At 72.6% G+C, this 15,980-nt stretch carries 13 protein-coding genes and 1 pseudogene; 4 read left to right on the top strand and 10 right to left on the bottom strand.

The features are described from left to right. Window positions 1-27 precede the first annotated feature (27 nt). The 4 genes and pseudogenes from tal (at window position 28) to IQ279_RS28745 (ending at window position 4,486) form a co-directional block, all read left to right on the top strand. Window positions 28-1,146, top strand: a complete 1,119-nt coding sequence (gene tal, locus IQ279_RS02220) for a transaldolase (protein WP_206346518.1) — start codon at window positions 28-30, stop codon at window positions 1,144-1,146. Window positions 1,147-1,151: 5 nt separating this feature from the next. Beyond that, window positions 1,152-2,678, top strand: a complete 1,527-nt coding sequence (zwf, locus tag IQ279_RS02215; RefSeq protein ID WP_206346517.1) for a glucose-6-phosphate dehydrogenase — start codon at window positions 1,152-1,154, stop codon at window positions 2,676-2,678. Further along, window positions 2,675-3,593, top strand: a pseudogene (opcA, locus tag IQ279_RS28750) (glucose-6-phosphate dehydrogenase assembly protein OpcA); the annotation flags it as partial. The gene zwf and the pseudogene opcA, both read left to right, overlap by 4 nt. A 20-nt stretch (window positions 3,594-3,613) precedes the next feature. Beyond that, window positions 3,614-4,486 (top strand): 6-phosphogluconolactonase, encoded by an 873-nt coding sequence (locus tag IQ279_RS28745; protein WP_372445063.1) that lies wholly within the window; start codon window positions 3,614-3,616, stop codon window positions 4,484-4,486. A 124-nt stretch (window positions 4,487-4,610) separates the two neighbouring features. Here the strand turns inward: IQ279_RS28745 and pgi are convergent, their stop codons facing one another. The 10 genes from pgi to uvrC all read right to left on the bottom strand — a co-directional run bounded on the left by pgi (window position 4,611) and on the right by uvrC (window position 15,932). Further along, window positions 4,611-6,266: a glucose-6-phosphate isomerase gene (gene pgi / locus IQ279_RS02205; protein ID WP_206346515.1), complete on the bottom strand. Its 1,656-nt coding sequence runs from the start codon at window positions 6,264-6,266 to the stop codon at window positions 4,611-4,613. A gap of 134 nt (window positions 6,267-6,400) precedes the next feature. Next, a complete protein-coding gene (locus IQ279_RS02200) occupies window positions 6,401-6,736 on the bottom strand; it encodes an RNA polymerase-binding protein RbpA (RefSeq protein ID WP_076971064.1) in 336 nt (111 codons plus the stop codon). A gap of 218 nt (window positions 6,737-6,954) precedes the next feature. Beyond that, window positions 6,955-7,191, bottom strand: coding sequence for a preprotein translocase subunit SecG (secG, locus tag IQ279_RS02195; protein ID WP_206346514.1), 237 nt, complete (start codon window positions 7,189-7,191; stop codon window positions 6,955-6,957). Window positions 7,192-7,341: 150 nt separating this feature from the next. Further along, entirely contained in the window at window positions 7,342-8,118 is a 777-nt protein-coding gene (gene tpiA / locus IQ279_RS02190; protein ID WP_206346513.1) for a triose-phosphate isomerase, read from the bottom strand. Window positions 8,119-8,266: 148 nt separating this feature from the next. Further along, window positions 8,267-9,469, bottom strand: a complete 1,203-nt coding sequence (locus tag IQ279_RS02185) for a phosphoglycerate kinase (protein WP_206346512.1) — start codon at window positions 9,467-9,469, stop codon at window positions 8,267-8,269. Window positions 9,470-9,615: 146 nt separating this feature from the next. After that, entirely contained in the window at window positions 9,616-10,620 is a 1,005-nt protein-coding gene (gene gap, locus IQ279_RS02180) for a type I glyceraldehyde-3-phosphate dehydrogenase (protein ID WP_093655368.1), read from the bottom strand. Window positions 10,621-10,883: 263 nt separating this feature from the next. After that, window positions 10,884-11,861 carry a DNA-binding protein WhiA gene (whiA, locus tag IQ279_RS02175; RefSeq protein ID WP_093655366.1) on the bottom strand — a complete coding sequence of 326 codons (978 nt, stop codon included), beginning with the start codon at window positions 11,859-11,861 and terminating at the stop codon, window positions 10,884-10,886. Beyond that, a complete protein-coding gene (locus tag IQ279_RS02170; protein ID WP_206346511.1) occupies window positions 11,852-12,871 on the bottom strand; it encodes a gluconeogenesis factor YvcK family protein in 1,020 nt (339 codons plus the stop codon). The genes whiA and IQ279_RS02170 overlap by 10 nt, the downstream gene beginning before the upstream one ends. Next, entirely contained in the window at window positions 12,868-13,824 is a 957-nt protein-coding gene (gene rapZ / locus IQ279_RS02165; protein ID WP_206346510.1) for an RNase adapter RapZ, read from the bottom strand. The genes IQ279_RS02170 and rapZ overlap by 4 nt, the downstream gene beginning before the upstream one ends. A gap of 50 nt (window positions 13,825-13,874) precedes the next feature. After that, window positions 13,875-15,932, bottom strand: coding sequence for an excinuclease ABC subunit UvrC (gene uvrC / locus IQ279_RS02160; RefSeq protein WP_206346509.1), 2,058 nt, complete (start codon window positions 15,930-15,932; stop codon window positions 13,875-13,877). Window positions 15,933-15,980: the final 48 nt, after the last annotated feature.

The raw sequence follows: 15,980 nt of genomic DNA, 5'->3' as shown, positions 1-15,980 counted from the left end.
GCAACGAGATCAGGAGATGCATCCCTCATGACAGACGCACTCAAGCGCCTGAGTGACGAAGGCGTGGCGATCTGGCTGGACGACCTGTCCCGCCAGCGCATCACGTCCGGCAACCTCGCCGAGCTGCTGAACGAGCAGCACGTCGTGGGTGTCACCACCAATCCGTCGATCTTCCAGAAGGCGATCTCCGAGGGGCACGGCTACGACCGGCAGCTCACCGACCTCGCCTCCCGCGGTGTGACGGTGGAGGAGGCGATCCGGATGATCACCACCGCCGACGTCCGCGACGCCGCCGACATCCTGCGCCCGGTCTTCGACGCCACGAACGGGCAGGACGGCCGGGTCTCCATCGAGGTGGACCCGCGGCTGGCCCACGCCACACGGCCCACGGTCGCCGAGGCCAGGCAGCTCGCCTGGCTGGTGGACCGTCCCAACACCCTGATCAAGATCCCCGCCACCACCCCCGGGCTTCCGGCGATCACGGAGACCATCGCCGCGGGCATCAGCGTCAACGTCACGCTGATCTTCTCGCTGGAGCGCTACCGGATGGTGATGGATGCCTACATGGAGGGTCTGGAGCAGGCGAAGGCCAACGGGCTGGACCTGTCGGAGATCCACTCCGTGGCGTCCTTCTTCGTCTCCCGGGTGGACACCGAGATCGACAAGCGGCTGACGGCCCTGGGCACCGACGAGGCGCTGGCGCTGCGCGGCAGGGCGGCGCTGGCCAACGCACGGCTGGCCTACCAGGCGTACGAGGAGGTCGTCGCCTCCGACCGCTGGACGGCCCTGGAGGCCGCCGGCGCCAACCGGCAGCGCCCGCTGTGGGCCTCCACCGGTGTGAAGGACCCCGACTACCCCGACACCCTCTACGTCACCGGGCTGGTCGCGCCGAACACGGTGAACACCATGCCGGAGGCCACCTTGGAGGCCGTCGGCGACCACGGCGAGATCACCGGCGACACCGTGCGCGGCACCTACGAGCAGGCCCGCGCCGACCTGGACGCGATCGCGAAGCTCGGCATCGGCTACGACGAGGTCGTCGAGCAGCTCGAGGTCGAGGGCGTGGACAAGTTCGAGCAGGCCTGGAACGATCTGCTGGCCTCCACCGAGGCCGAGCTGAAGCGCCTCGCGCCGAAGGAGGCATAGAGCAGGTGAGCAGCGCAGCCAACCCGCTGCGTGACGCACAGGACCGGCGGCTCCCGCGCATCGCGGGGCCGTCGGGACTGGTGATCTTCGGCGTCACAGGCGATTTGTCACGAAAAAAGCTGATGCCAGCCGTCTATGACCTGGCGAACCGGGGCCTGCTCCCGCCGGGTTTCTCCCTCGTCGGCTTCGCCCGCCGCGATTGGGCGGACCAGGACTTCTGCCAGGTCGTGCACGACTCGGTCAAACAGTACGCCCGCACCCCCTTCCGCGAGGAGGTCTGGCGGCAGCTCGGCGAGGGGATGCGCTTCGTCCCCGGTGTCTTCGACGACGACGACGCGTTCGCCCGGCTGAAGTCCACCATCGAGGAGCTGGACAAGTCCCGCGGCACCGGGGGCAACTTCGCGTTCTACCTCTCGGTGCCGCCGAAGTTCTTCCCCAGCGTCCTGGAGCAGCTCAAGAAGCACCAGCTGTCCGAGGCCCCCGACGGGTCCTGGCGCCGCGCGGTCATCGAGAAGCCCTTCGGCCACGACCTGGCCAGCGCCCAGGAGCTGAACCGGGTCGTCCACCGGGTCTTCCGCCAGTCCGACGTCTTCCGGATCGACCACTACCTGGGCAAGGAGACCGTCCAGAACATCCTGGCGCTGCGCTTCGCCAACACGCTGTTCGAGCCTCTGTGGAACCGCTCCTACGTGGACCACGTGCAGATCACGATGGCCGAGGACATCGGCATCGGCGGCCGCGCGGGCTACTACGACGGCATCGGCGCCGCGCGCGACGTCATCCAGAACCACCTGCTCCAGCTGCTGGCCCTGACCGCGATGGAGGAGCCCGTCTCCTTCGACGCCAAGGCGCTGGTCACCGAGAAGCTGAAGGTGCTCAACGCGGTGCGGCTGCCGAAGGACCTGGGCCGGCACACCGTGCGCGGCCAGTACCGGGCCGGCTGGCAGGGCGGCGAGAAGGTGCCCGGTTATCTGGAGGAGGACGGCATCGACCCGGCCTCCCGGACGGACACCTACGCCGCCATCAAGCTGGAGATCGACAACCGCCGCTGGGCGGGGGTCCCCTTCTACCTGCGCACGGGCAAGCGGCTGGGCCGCCGGGTCACCGAGATCGCGGTGGTCTTCCAGCGCGCCCCCTACTCCCCCTTCGACGCCACCGACACCCGGGAGCTGGGCCAGAACGCCCTGGTCATCCGGGTGCAGCCGGACGAGGGCGTCATGATCCGGTTCGGCTCCAAGGTGCCCGGCACCTCGATGGAGATCCGCGACGTGACGATGGACTTCGCCTACGGCGAATCCTTCACCGAGTCCAGCCCCGAGGCGTACGAGAGGCTCATCCTGGACGTGCTGCTGGGCGACGCCAACCTCTTCCCCCGGCACCAGGAGGTCGAGCGCTCCTGGGAGATCCTGGACCCGGTCGAGGAGTACTGGGACGCGCACGGCAGGCCCGAGCCGTACACCGCCGGGACCTGGGGTCCCCAGGCGGCCGACGAGATGCTCGCACGCGACGGACGGAGCTGGCGGCGGCCATGAACATCGACCTCACCGACACCACGTCCGGCCGGATCAACGCGGCTCTGGTACGAGCACGGCGGGCTATGGGCAGCCCGGCCGTCGGGATGGTGCTCACGCTCGTCATCGTCACCGACGAGGGCAGCCACTACGACGCGCTGAAGGCGGCCAGCGACGCGTCGAAGGAGCACCCCTCGCGCATCCTCGTCGTGGTTCGGCGCCCGGGCCGCTCGCCCCGCGACCGGGCCATGGCCCGGCTCGACGCCGAGGTGCGGGTGGGCGGCGAGACCGGCACCGGAGAGACGGTCCTGCTGCGCCTCCACGGCGAGCTGGCGAGCCACGCCCACAGCGTCGTCCTGCCCCTGCTGCTGCCGGACGCGCCGGTCGTGGTGTGGTGGCCGGCCGACCCGCCCGAGTACCCCTCGAAGGATCCGCTGGGCGCCCTGGCGCAGCGGCGCATCACCGACGCGGCGGAGACGGAGGACCCGGTCGCGGCCCTCAGGGGGCGTGCCTCCTCCTACGCGCCGGGCGACACCGACCTGGCCTGGACCCGTGTCACCCTGTGGCGCAGCGTGCTGGCCGCCGCCCTGGACCAGAAGCAGGCCCGTGTGACCCGGGCGGTGGTCGAGGGCGAGGAGTACAACCCCAGTTCGGAGCTGCTGGCGCTGTGGCTGGCCGACCGTCTGGGCGTCCCCGTCGAGCGCGTGCTCTCCGGCGGTCCCGGCATCACGGCGGTGCGGCTGGCCACGGAGGAGGGCGACGTCTGCCTGGAGCGCGGCGACGGTTCGCTGGCGACGCTCTCGGTGCCGGGCCAGCCGGACCGGAGCGTGGCCCTGCACCGGCGCTCCACGGCCGAGCTGATCGCCGAGGAGCTGCGGCGCCTGGACCCGGACGAGACCTACGCCGGCGCCGTCCGCTTCGGCCTCGACCACCTGGTGCGCGGGCAGGTCGCCGAGATGGAGGCGGCCGAGGCGGCGCAGGCGGAGGCCGCGCGGGCCACGGGCGAGGAGCAGGCTCCCCCGCAGATCGTCGTCCACCCGGACAAGGAGCGGATGGCCCGGGCCACGGCCGCACGCCTGATCACCGCGATCGTGGACGCGCAGACCGCCCGCGGCCGGGCCCACATCGCCCTGACCGGAGGCCGCAACGGCAACGCTCTGCTCGCCGCCCTGGCGCAGGCCCCGGGACGGGACGGCGTGGACTGGTCCCGCGTCGACGTGTGGTGGGGCGACGAGCGGTTCCTGCCCGACGGCGACCCGGACCGCAACCACACCCAGGCCCGCGAGGCGCTCCTGGACGCGCTCCCCCTGGAGCCGTCGCGCGTCCATCCGATGCCCGCCGGCGACGGTCCGCACGGCGACGACGTGGACGCGGCCGCCGAGGCGTACGCGGCGGAGCTGGCCGCGGCCGCCGGTGAGGGCGGTACCGGTGACGGTGCTCCCGAGGGCGGCGGTACGGGCGACGGCGGCACGGGCGCGGCGGTGCCCGCCTTCGACGTGCTGCTGCTGGGCCTGGGCCCGGACACCCACGTGGCCTCGCTCTTCCCCGGCCACCCGGCCGCGGAGGAGGCCGGGCGCACGGTCGTCGGCGTACGGCGGGCGCCCAAGCCGCCGCCGACCAGGATCTCCCTCACCATCCCGGCCCTCCGGGCGGCCCGGGAGGTCTGGCTGCTGGCGGCGGGCGAGGACAAGGCCGAGGCCGCCGCCGGTGCGCTGACCGCCGGCGACCCGGCGCGGACCCCCGCGGCGGGCGCCCGCGGGCGCGAGCGCACACTGTGGATCCTCGACGGGCAGGCGGCCGCCCTCCTGCCCGAGTCGGTCCGGGGCTGACCGGGCACCGCGGGAACCCGTACCGAACGCGGCGGCCCCGCTCCCCCGGGAAGGAGGGGAGCGGGGCCGCCGCCGTGGGCGCGATGGGCCCCCAGGGGGCCGCCGGCCCTCCGGGCCTGCCGTGTCAGTCCCGGCCGCGCAGCGAGCGGTAGCGGGCCACCAGGGCCGCCGTGGAGACGTCCAGCCCCTCCACCTCGGCCCCCTCGGTCAGCGCGGGCTCGATGCGCTTGGCGAGCACCTTGCCCAGCTCCACGCCCCACTGGTCGAAGGAGTCGATGTCCCACACCGCGCCCTGGACGAACACCTTGTGCTCGTAGAGGGCGACCAGCTGCCCCAGCACCGACGGGGTCAGCTCGGAGGCCAGGATCGTCGTCGTCGGGCGGTTGCCGCGGAACGTGCGGTGCGGGACCTGCTCCTCGGCGACGCCCTCGGCGCGGACCTCCTCCTCCGTCTTCCCGAAGGCGAGCGCCTGCCCCTGGGCGAAGAGGTTGGCCATCAGCAGGTCGTGCTGGGCCGCCAGCGCGGGCTCCAGGTCCGCCACGGGCCGCGCGAAGCCGATCAGGTCCGCCGGGATCAGCCTGGTGCCCTGGTGCAGCAACTGGAAGTAGGCGTGCTGGCCGTTGGTGCCGGGTGTGCCCCACACCACCGGACCGGTCTGCCAGTCCACCGGCTCGCCCCGCCGGTCCACGGACTTTCCGTTGGATTCCATGTCGAGCTGCTGGAGGTAGGCGGTGAACTTCGACAGGTAGTGGCTGTAGGGCAGCACCGCGTGCGACTGCGCCCCGAAGAAGGCGCCGTACCAGACGCCCAGCAGACCCAGCAGCAGCGGGGCGTTCTCCTCGGGCGGCGCGGTGCGGAAGTGCTCGTCGACGGTGCGGAAGCCCTCGAGCATCTCGCGGAAGCGTTCGGGACCGATGGCGATCATGAGGGAGAGGCCGATGGCCGAGTCGTAGGAGTAGCGCCCGCCGACCCAGTCCCAGAACTCGAACATGTTCGCGGTGTCGATGCCGAACTCCGCCACCGCCTCCGCGTTCGTCGACAGCGCCACGAAGTGCTTGGCCACCGCCTCCCTCCCCGCGCCCAGACCGGCCAGCAGCCAGTCCCTGGCGGAGGTGGCGTTGGTGATGGTCTCGATCGTGGTGAAGGTCTTGGAGGCGACGACGAACAGCGTCCGGGCCGGGTCCAGGCCCTGCAACGCCTCATGCAGGTCCGCGCCGTCCACGTTGGAGACGAAGCGGACGTCCAGCTCCCGGTCGGTGTAGGCGCGCAGCGCCTCGAAGGCCATCGCCGGGCCCAGGTCGGACCCGCCGATGCCGATGTTGACGATGTGCCTGACGGGCAGACCGGTGTGCCCGTCCCACTTCCCGGCCCGCACCGCCTCGGCGAAGGCGGACATCCGGTCGAGCACGGCGTGCACGGCGGGCATGACGTTCTCGCCGTCCACCTCGATCACCGCCTCGCGCGGGGCGCGCAGGGCGGTGTGGAGGACGGCCCGGTCCTCGGTGGTGTTGATCCGCTCACCGCGGAACATCGCCTCCCGCAGCCGCGCCACTCCGGTCGCCTCGGCCAGCTCGCGCAGCAGCCGCAGGGTCTCGTCCGTGACCAGGTTCCTGGAGTAGTCCAGGTACAGGTCGCCGACCCGGACGCCGTAGCGCTCGCCGCGCCGGGGATCGGCGGCGAACAGCTCGCGCAGGTGCACCTCCCCCAGTTCCTCACGGTGCCTGGCCAGCGCCTGCCACTGCGGCATCCGGTCGAGCCTGCCGCGGCCTTCAGCGTTCATCTGGGAAATCAGTCCATTCCTGTCGTACGGACCCCGCCGCGTCCCAACCTAATGGAACGACGGCCCGGCCGCGCGCCCCGTCAGGGCGTACGGCCGGGCCGTCGTGCGCCGTTGTCCGGCCGGTCGGCCGGTGTTCAGATCTCCCCGCGGAGCTTGGCCAGCGCCTCGGCGAGGATCGCCTCGCCGTCGGCGTCGCTGCGCCGCTCGCGCACGTACGCGAGGTGGGTCTTGTACGGCTCGGTGCGCGGCGGGTCCGGCGGATTGTCCCGGTCCTTGCCGGCCGGGAAGCCGCAGCGCGGGCAGTCCCAGGTGTCCGGGATCTGCGCGTCGCTGGCGAAGCTGGGTTGGGTCTCGTGCCCGTTGGAGCACCAGAAGGAGATGCGCAGGCGCGGTGCGGACTCGCCTCGCTCGGCCTCCCCCATCGGCCCCGCTCCGACCCGGCTTCCCCGGATCGCGTTGCCACTTGCCACGGTCGTAACTCCCTGCCTTCACGGTGCCGCGGAGCGTCGACGGGCAGCTCCGCTGCGGGTGCCCCAGTGTACGTAGGGCCCAACGCGCGTCCACAGACCCGAGTTGCGGCCCCTTCGGGCGCTGCGGGCGCGAGCCTCATGATAGGCCGGGAAGCCGACACGGCGTCAGAGCGCGGCGTCCGCCATCCCGTGGCGGACGCCGGCGGGTGCCGGCGGCCTCAGCCGTCGAGCTTCATCAGGACGCCGAGCGCCACGATGATGGCGAACCAGATCAGACCCACCACGACCGTGATGCGGTCGAGGTTGCGCTCGGCGACCGAGGAGCCGCCGACGGAGGACTGCATGCCGCCGCCGAACATGTCGGAGAGGCCGCCGCCCTTCCCCTTGTGCATCAGCACGAGCAGCATCAGCAGCAGGCTGAAGACGATGAGGGCGATGGAGAACCCCAGGATCACGGCTGGACCAACTCTCTCGGACGGATGACGGGAACTGTCGGGACTTGCAGGGTACGGGGCCGGGAGGCGTCGTGCGTGCTCGCTCCCGGCCCCGACAGGGTACGACGTGGACGGCCCGCCGTCACTCGCCGGCGGCGGCCGCCGGCAGCCCTACTGGTCGCGGAAGCGGACGATCTTCACGAACTCGTCCACGTCCAGCGCGGCCCCGCCGACCAGGGCGCCGTCCACGTCCGGCTGCGCCATGATCGCGGCGACGTTCCCGGACTTCACCGAGCCGCCGTACTGGATGCGGACCCCGTCGGCCAGCTCGCGGTCGTACAGCTCGGCCAGGCGGCCGCGGATCGCGCCGCACACCTCCTGGGCGTCCTCGGGGGTGGCGACCTCGCCGGTACCGATCGCCCACACCGGCTCGTACGCGATCACGATGCGGGCGGCCTGGTCGGCGGGGATGTCCGCCAGGGCGCCGTCGACCTGGGCGAGGGTGTGTGCGACCTGGTCGCCGGCCCTGCGGACCTCCAGGCCCTCTCCGACGCACAGGATCGGAGTCAGGTCGTTCAGGTAGGCCGCCTTGACCTTGGCGTTGCACAGTTCGTCGGTCTCACCGTGGTACTGGCGCCGCTCGGAGTGGCCGACGGCCACATAGGTGCAGTTGAGCTTCGCCAGCATCGCCCCGGAGACCTCGCCGGTGTACGCGCCGGAGACGTGCGCCGAGATGTCCTGGGCGCCGTAGCGGATCTTCAGCTTGTCGCCGTCGACCAGGGTCTGCACCGAGCGCAGGTCGGTGAAGGGCGGCAGGACGGCGACCTCGACGGCCTCGTGGTCCTTGTCGTTCAGGGCGAAGGCGAGCTTCTGGAGGTGGGCGATGGCCTCCAGGTGGTTGAGGTTCATCTTCCAGTTGCCCGCCATCAGCGGGGTGCGGTTTGCCATGGGTGGAGGTGCCTTTCAGTTCGCTCCGCCGCGGCAGCGGCTCGTGTCGCCGGCGCCCGCGCGGCGCGGGGGCGCGGGCTTCGTGGTCGTTCGCGGCCCGGCGGCCGCGTGTGTTCCGCCGGTGCGCCGGAAGGCCCGGCGCGCCAGGTCAGTCCTCCAGCGCGGCGAGGCCGGGAAGCGTCTTGCCCTCGAGGTACTCGAGGCTGGCGCCGCCCCCGGTGGAGATGTGGCCGAAGGCCTCCTCGTCGAAGCCCAGGATGCGGACGGCCGCCGCGGAGTCCCCGCCGCCGACGACGGTGAAGGCCGGGCTGTCGATCAGGGCCCGGGCCACGGCCCGGGTGCCCTCGGCGTAGTCCGGGTGCTCGAAGACGCCCATCGGGCCGTTCCAGAAGACGGTGGCCGCGTCCGCGAGCCTGGCGGCGTACAGCTCCTGGCTGCGGGGTCCGATGTCCAGTCCCATCAGGCCGGACGGGATGGCGTCCGCGGCCACGGTGACGGGCTCGGAGGGCGCCTTGGTCCTCAGGTCCGGGAATCCGGCGGCGGCCACCACGTCGACGGGGAGGACGAACTCCACGCCGCGCTCCTCGGCACGCTTGAGGTAGCCCTGGACGGCCGGGATCTGGTCCTCCTGGAGCAGCGAGGCTCCGATCTCGTGCCCCTGGGCCCTCAGGAAGGTGTAGGCCATGCCGCCGCCGACGAGGATGCGGTCGGCGCGCTCCAGCAGGTGGTCGATGACGCCGAGCTTGTCGGAGACCTTCGCACCGCCCAGAACCACGGCGTAGGGGCGCTCGACGTCTTCGGTGAGCTTGCGCAGGACGCCGACCTCGGTGGCGATGAGGCCGCCCGCGGCGTGCGGCAGCCGCGCCGGGAGGTCGTAGACGGAGGCGTGGCGGCGGTGCACCGCGCCGAAGCCGTCGCCGACATAGACGTCGGCGAGAGCCGCCAGGCTGTCGGCGAAGGCGCCGCGCTCGGCGTCGTCCTTGCTGGTCTCCCCGGCGTTGAAGCGCAGGTTCTCCAGTACCGCGACCTGTCCGTCGGCGAGGGCGCCGACGGTGGACTTCGCGGACCCGCCGACGGTGTCGGTGGCGAACGCGACGTCCCTGCCCAGCAGTTCACCCAGCCGCCCGGCCACGGGGGCGAGGGAGAACCGCGGGTCCGGGGCGCCCTCGGGGCGGCCCAGGTGGGAGGCGACGATCACCCTGGCGCCGGCCTCGGCCAGCTTCCCGATCGTCGGGACGGCGGCGCGGACACGGCCGTCGTCGGTGATGGCCCCGTTCTCCAGCGGCACGTTCAGATCGGCGCGGACGAAGACCCGCCTGCCCGCGACACCGAGGTCGTCGATCGTCTTCATGGTGTGGCTCCGTGGTGGTCTGCTCGGTGGTTTGCACGGTCGCCGGCCCTGCGGCCGGTCATCGCGAGGCGGGGCCCGCGGGGCGCGTCATCGCGCCCCGCGAACCCCGCCGCGTCACGTCTCGGCGCTGCTGTCCGGCAGCGCGGTCAGAGCCGCTCGCCGACGTAGACCGTCAGGTCCACGAGGCGGTTGGAGTAGCCCCACTCGTTGTCGTACCAGCCGACGACCTTGACCTGCTTGCCCTGGACCATGGTCAGGGAGGAGTCGAAGGTGCAGGAGGCCGGCCAGTTGACGATGTCCGAGGAGACGATCGGGTCCTCGGTGTACTCCAGGACGCCCTTCAGCCGGCCCTCGGCGGCCTTCTGGAAGGCGGCGTTGACCTCGTCCTTGCCGACCTCGCGGTCGAGCTCCAGCACGAGGTCGGTGACCGAGCCGGTCGGGACCGGGACGCGCATGGCGATGCCGTCCAGCTTGCCCTTGAGCTGCGGCAGGACCAGGGCGGTGGCCTTGGCGGCGCCGGTCGAGGTCGGGATGATGTTCTCGGCCGCGGCGCGGGCCCGGCGCAGGTCCTTGTGCGGGAAGTCCAGGATGCGCTGGTCGTTGGTGTACGCGTGGACGGTCGTCATCATGCCCTTGACGATGCCGAAGTTCTCGTCCATCACCATGGCCATCGGCGCCACGCAGTTGGTGGTGCAGGAGGCGTTGGAGACGACGTGGTGCTTCTCGGCGTCGTAGGACTCGTGGTTGACGCCCATGACGACGGTGATGTCCTCGTTCTTGGCCGGGGCCGAGATGAGGACCTTCTTCGCGCCCGCCGCCAGGTGCTTGGCGGCGTCCTCGCGCTTGGTGAAGATGCCGGTGGACTCGATGACGATGTCGGCGCCGAGCTCGCCCCACGGAAGGGCGGCCGGGTCGCGCTCGGCCATCGTCCTGAAGGTCTGGCCGCCCACCGTGATGGTGTCGGCGGTGTGGCTGACCTCCTGCTTCAGACGGCCCAGGATGCTGTCGTACTTCAGCAGGTGGACAAGGGTCGCGTTGTCGGTCAGGTCGTTGACACCGACGATCTCGACGTCCGCGCCCTGCTCCAGGAGGGCGCGGAAGTAGTTCCGTCCGATGCGGCCGAAGCCGTTGATGCCTACGCGGATCGTCACGAACCGATCTCCTCGCTAGGTACGCCGGTGCGGACACCGGCGAAGCTGTTTGGGATGTCCCCGACCATCTCCGACCCTACCGCGCCGGGTGCTCGCGAGTGACATCGGCCACCCCGCCGTGTGCGGTGTGGCGCACCGGTGGCAGGACGTACCCGCGAAGGCGCCCGGCAGACATCCCGGGCGCCCGGGTCCACGGCCGCGGAGCGAGGAGGGCGCGGTGCGGGGGGGCGGGCGACGCGGAGGACCGGGCTGTCCGAGCCCGCTCAGCCGACCATCTCCTCCGTCAGGTTCGACTCGGTGCCCGGGATCCCGAGGTCGGCGGCGCGCTTGTCGGCCATGGCCAGCAGCCGCCGGATGCGCCCGGCGACGGCGTCCTTGGTCAGCGGCGGGTCGGCCAGCGCTCCCAGTTCCTCCAGGGACGCCTGCTTGTGCTCCATGCGCAGCCGGCCGGCCGCGGCCAGGTGCTCGGGCACCTCGTCGCCCAGAATCTCCAGCGCGCGCTGCACCCGGGCCCCGGCGGCGACGGCGGCGCGGGCCGAGCGGCGCAGGTTGGCGTCGTCGAAGTTGGCCAGGCGGTTGGCGGTGGCCCGCACCTCGCGGCGCATCCGCCGCTCCTCCCACGCCAGCACCGACTCGTGGGCGCCCAGGCGGGTCAGCAGCGCGCCGATGGCGTCGCCGTCGCGGACGACGACCCGGTCCACGCCGCGCACCTCGCGCGCCTTGGCCGCGATCTGCAGGCGGCGGGCGGCGCCGACGAGGGCGAGGGCGGCCTCGGGGCCGGGGCAGGTGACCTCCAGGGAGGAGGAGCGTCCGGGCTCGGTGAGCGAGCCGTGCGCCAGGAAGGCGCCGCGCCAGGCGGCCTCGGCGTCGCAGGTGGCCCCGGAGACCACCTGCGGCGGCAGGCCGCGCACCGGGCGGCCGCGGCCGTCGACCAGCCCCGTCTGCCGGGCGAGCTGGTCACCGCCCGCCACCACCCGTACGACGTAGCGGCTGCCGCGGCGCAGTCCGCCGGGGGCCATGACCACCAGGTCGGAGGCGTGGCCGAAGATCTCCAGGATGTCCTTGCGGAGTCTGCGGGCGGCGATGCCGGTGTCCAGCTCGGCCTCGATCACGATGCGGCCGCTCACCAGGTGCAGTCCGCCGGCGAACCGCAGGATGGAGGAGACCTCCGACTTCCGGCAGCAGGTCCGGGTGACGGGTAGCCGGGAGATCTCGTCCTTCACCGCTGCCGTCATCGCCATGGGCCGATCCTTCCATGCATTCGAAAAATCCGGTCGTACGCGGCGGCCAGCAGCTCCGGGTCGTGCCGGGGGGCTCCGCCCGGAGCGGCCACCGGCGCCAGTTCGACCGTGCCGCCGAGGCGCCGGGCGGCGTCGCGGAGGCCCTCCTCGTCGGGCACGGCGGCCCGGTCGGCCAGCACCACGTCGAAGGCGAGTTTAGGGGCGTGTCGGGCCAAAACCTCCAAATGACGCTGCGGGGAGAAGCCGTCGGTCTCCCCCGGTTGCGGCGCGAGGTTGAGCGAGAGCACCCGGCGCGCCCTGGTCTCGGTGAGCGCCTGGAGGAGTTCGGGCACCAGCAGGTGGGGGATGACCGAGGAGAACCACGAGCCGGGGCCGAGCACCACCCAGTCCGCGTCGAGGACCGCCTCGACGGCCTCGGGGACGGCGGGCGGGTCGTGCGGGACGAGGTGCACCTGCTGCACCTCGCCGGGGGTGAGGGCGACGGTGGCCTGACCCCGGACGGTGGTGACCTCCCGCGGGCGCGCCGGATCGTGGCCGCGCACCAGGGCGCGCAGCTCCAGCGGGACGGCGGACATCGGCAGCACCCGGCCGTGCGCGCCCAGCAGCTTGCCCACCAGGTCCAGGGCCTGGACGTGGTCGCCGAGCTGCTCCCACAGGGCGACGATCAGCAGGTTGCCCACCGCGTGCTCGTGCAGGTCGCCCCTGCTGGCGAAGCGGTGCTGGATGACCCGGGCCCAGGTCTGGCCCCACTCGTCGTCGCCGCACAGCGCGGCCAGGGCCTTGCGCAGGTCGCCGGGGGGCAGGACGCCCAGTTCGTCGCGGAGCCGCCCGCTGGAGCCGCCGTCGTCGGCGACGGTGACCACGGCGGTCAGGTCGCGGGTGATCCGGCGCAGCGCGGCCAGCGAGGCGGACAGGCCCATGCCGCCGCCGAGCGCCACCACCTTCGGGGTCCCGCCGCGGGCCCTGCGGGTGGTACCCAGGCGCCGCAGTCTGCGGGTGCGGACGGTCACTCGCGTCCCATGTCCCGGTGCACGACGACCGTCTCGACGCCCTCGGCGGCCAGCCGGGCGGCCAGCTTCTCCGACATCGCCACACTGCGGTGCTTGCCGCCGGTGCAGCCGACCGCGACGGTCACGTAGCGCTTGCCCTCGCGGCGGTAGCCGGTGGCGATGAGCTGGAGCAGTTCGGCGTAGCGGTCCAGGAACTCCTTGGCGCCGGGCTGGTTGAAGACGTACTGGGCGACCTCCTCGTTGAGGCCGGTGTACGGCCGCAGTCCCGGCACCCAGTGCGGGTTGGGCAGGAAGCGGCAGTCGACGACGAGGTCGGCGTCGACGGGGAGGCCGTACTTGTAGCCGAAGGACATCACCGTCGCCCGCAGTTCGGGCTCCTCCTCACCGGCGAACTGGGCGTCGAGCTTGGCCCGCAGCTCGTGGACGTTGAGGGCGGAGGTGTCGATGACCAGGTCGGCGTCGCCGCGCAGCTCGCGCAGCAGGTCGCGCTCGGCGGCGATGCCGTCCACGATGCGCCCGTCGCCCTGGAGCGGGTGGGGGCGGCGCACCGACTCGAAGCGGCGCACCAGGGCGTCGTCGGACGCCTCCAGGAAGACGATCCGGCGGGTGACGTTCTTGGCGTCGAGATCGGCGAGGGACTCGCGCAGGTTGTCGAAGAAGCGGCGGCCGCGGACGTCGACGACGACGGCGATCCTGGCCACGTTGCCCTGCGAGCGGGCGCCGAGGTCGACCATGGTCGGGATCAGGGCGGGCGGCAGGTTGTCCACCACGAACCAGCCGAGGTCCTCCAGGCACTTGGCGGCTGTGCTGCGGCCGGCGCCCGACATGCCGGAGATGATCACCAGCTCGGGGATGGCGGCGGCGCCGTCGCCTCCGTTTCCCGCGGTCTCCGTGACCGCGCCCGTACTCGTACCCGTGGCCACCTGCGCTCCGTCTCCCATGTGATCGTTCATCGCACTCTCCCCCGCCCGCCTGTGCCGTTCCGCTTGCCGTCGCCGGTGCGCTACTGGTCTTCCCGGTCCTCCAGGATCTCACCTGTGGCGGTGTTCACCGCCGGAGCGGCCGGAGCCGCCTGCGCCAGGGCCGCGGCGACGGCCTCGGCGGTCTTGCGTCCGACGCCCGGGACCTCGCAGATCTGCTCGACGGTGGCGGCCCGCAGCCGCCTGACCGAGCCGAAGTGCTTGACCAGGGCCTGCTTGCGGGACTCCCCCAGGCCGTGGACGGCGTCCAGGGGGCTCGCCTTCAGCGCCCGCGACCGCTTGCCGCGCTGGTAGCGGATGGCGAAGCGGTGCGCCTCGTCGCGGACCCGCTGGAGCATGTACAGGCCCTCGCTGGTCCGGGGCAGGACGACCGGGTCGTCCTCGCCGGGCAGCCACACCTCCTCCAGGCGCTTGGCCAGCCCGCACACGGCCACGTCGTCGATCCCCAGCTCGTCCAGGGCCCGCCGCGCGGCGGCGACCTGCGGCTGCCCGCCGTCGACCACGACCAGCTGCGGCGGGTAGGCGAACTTCGGCGCCCGTCCGCGGCCCGCGTCCTCGGACGGGGCCGGCCCGTCCGCCCCGTCCGCCCCGTTCACGCCGGGCGCGCCCCCCGGTGCGCTCCCGGGCACCTCGCTCCCGTGGACCTCACCGTCCTCCGCGGTGGCCCACTCGCCCGTGCGCTGCCTCTCCTGGAGGTAGCGGCGGAAGCGGCGGGAGACCACCTCGTGCATGGAGCGGACGTCGTCCTGCCCGGCGAAGCCCTTGATCTGGAAGCGGCGGTACTCGCTCTTGCGGGCCAGCCCGTCCTCGAAGACCACCATCGAGGCCACCACGTCCTCGCCCTGGAGGTGGGAGATGTCGAAGCACTCGATGCGCAGCGGGGCCGACTCCAGCCCGAGGGCCTCGGCGATCTCCTCCAGCGCGCGTGAGCGGGTGGTCAGGTCGGAGGCGCGCTTGGTCTTGTGCAGGGCCAGGGCCTGCTGGGCGTTGCGCCGCACCGTCTCCATCAGGGCGCGCTTGTCGCCGCGCCGCGGCACGCGCAGGTCCACGGCCGCGCCGCGCCGGCCGGCCAGCCACGCGGTGAGCGGTTCCACCGGGTCGGGCAGGGCGGGGACCAGGACCTCCCGGGGCACGGCGTCGCCGCTCTCCTCGCCGTAGAGCTGCTGGAGGGCGTGCTCGACCAGGCCGGCGGTGGTGACCTCCTCCACCTTGTCGGTGACCCAGCCGCGCTGGCCGCGCACCCGGCCGCCGCGGACGTGGAAGATCTGGACGGCCGCCTCCAGTTCGTCCTCGGCGACCGCGACAAGGTCGGCGTCGGTGGCGTCGGTGAGGACGACGGCGTTCTTCTCCATCGCCCGCTTCAGCGCCTCGATGTCGTCGCGCAGCCGGGCGGCCCTCTCGTACTCCATCTCCTCGGCCGCCCGCTGCATCTCCCGCTCCAGCCGGCGCAGGTGGGCGCCCGTGCGCCCGGCCATGAAGTCGCAGAACTCCTCGGCCAGCCGCCGGTGCTCCTCGGCGTCGACCCGGCCCACGCAGGGCGCCGAGCACTTGCCGATGTAGCCGAGCAGGCAGGGGCGGCCGATCTGTGCGGAGCGCTTGAAGACCCCGGCCGAGCAGGTGCGCACCGGGAAGACGCGCAGCATCAGGTCGACGGTCTCGCGGATCGCCCAGGCGTGCGCGTACGGCCCGAAGTAGCGCACGCCCTTCTTCCTGGGCCCGCGCATCACCTGCACGCGCGGGAACTCCTCGTTCATCGTGACCGCGAGGGAGGGGTAGCTCTTGTCGTCGCGGTACTTGACGTTGAAGCGCGGGTCGAACTCCTTGATCCAGGAGTACTCCAGCTGGAGCGCCTCGACCTCGGTGGAGACCACCGTCCACTCCACGGAGGCGGCCGTGGTGACCATGGTGCGGGTGCGCGGGTGGAGGCCGGTCAGGTCCTGGAAGTAGTTGGCCAGGCGCTGGCGCAGGCTCTTCGCCTTCCCGACGTAGATCACCCGGCCGTGTCCGTCGCGGAACTTGTAGACCCCCGGGGAGTCGGGGATCTCTCCAGGCCTGGGGCGGTAGCTGGAGGGGTCTGCCATGGCGCCCACCTTACTGGCGGCGTACGACACACGGGCCGCGCGGTGGCG

Origin of the sequence: Streptomyces verrucosisporus, assembly GCF_017114865.1 — a bacterium.
Lineage (GTDB): Bacteria > Actinomycetota > Actinomycetes > Streptomycetales > Streptomycetaceae > Streptomyces > Streptomyces fenghuangensis.
This window is presented reverse-complemented; position numbering and strand designations above follow the sequence as displayed.

What these genes read in the sequence shown, in the direction of transcription:
- rapZ (WP_206346510.1), bottom strand. Translation starts at nt 13,824, where the DNA reads ATGAACGATCACATGGGAGACGGAGCGCAGGTGGCCACGGGTACGAGT.
- tal (WP_206346518.1), top strand. Translation starts at nt 28, where the DNA reads ATGACAGACGCACTCAAGCGCCTGAGTGACGAAGGCGTGGCGATCTGG.
- pgi (WP_206346515.1), bottom strand. Translation starts at nt 6,266, where the DNA reads ATGAACGCTGAAGGCCGCGGCAGGCTCGACCGGATGCCGCAGTGGCAG.
- uvrC (WP_206346509.1), bottom strand. Translation starts at nt 15,932, where the DNA reads ATGGCAGACCCCTCCAGCTACCGCCCCAGGCCTGGAGAGATCCCCGAC.
- tpiA (WP_206346513.1), bottom strand. Translation starts at nt 8,118, where the DNA reads ATGGCAAACCGCACCCCGCTGATGGCGGGCAACTGGAAGATGAACCTC.
- IQ279_RS02185 (WP_206346512.1), bottom strand. Translation starts at nt 9,469, where the DNA reads ATGAAGACGATCGACGACCTCGGTGTCGCGGGCAGGCGGGTCTTCGTC.
- IQ279_RS28745 (WP_372445063.1), top strand. Translation starts at nt 3,614, where the DNA reads ATGGAGGCGGCCGAGGCGGCGCAGGCGGAGGCCGCGCGGGCCACGGGC.
- whiA (WP_093655366.1), bottom strand. Translation starts at nt 11,861, where the DNA reads ATGGCGATGACGGCAGCGGTGAAGGACGAGATCTCCCGGCTACCCGTC.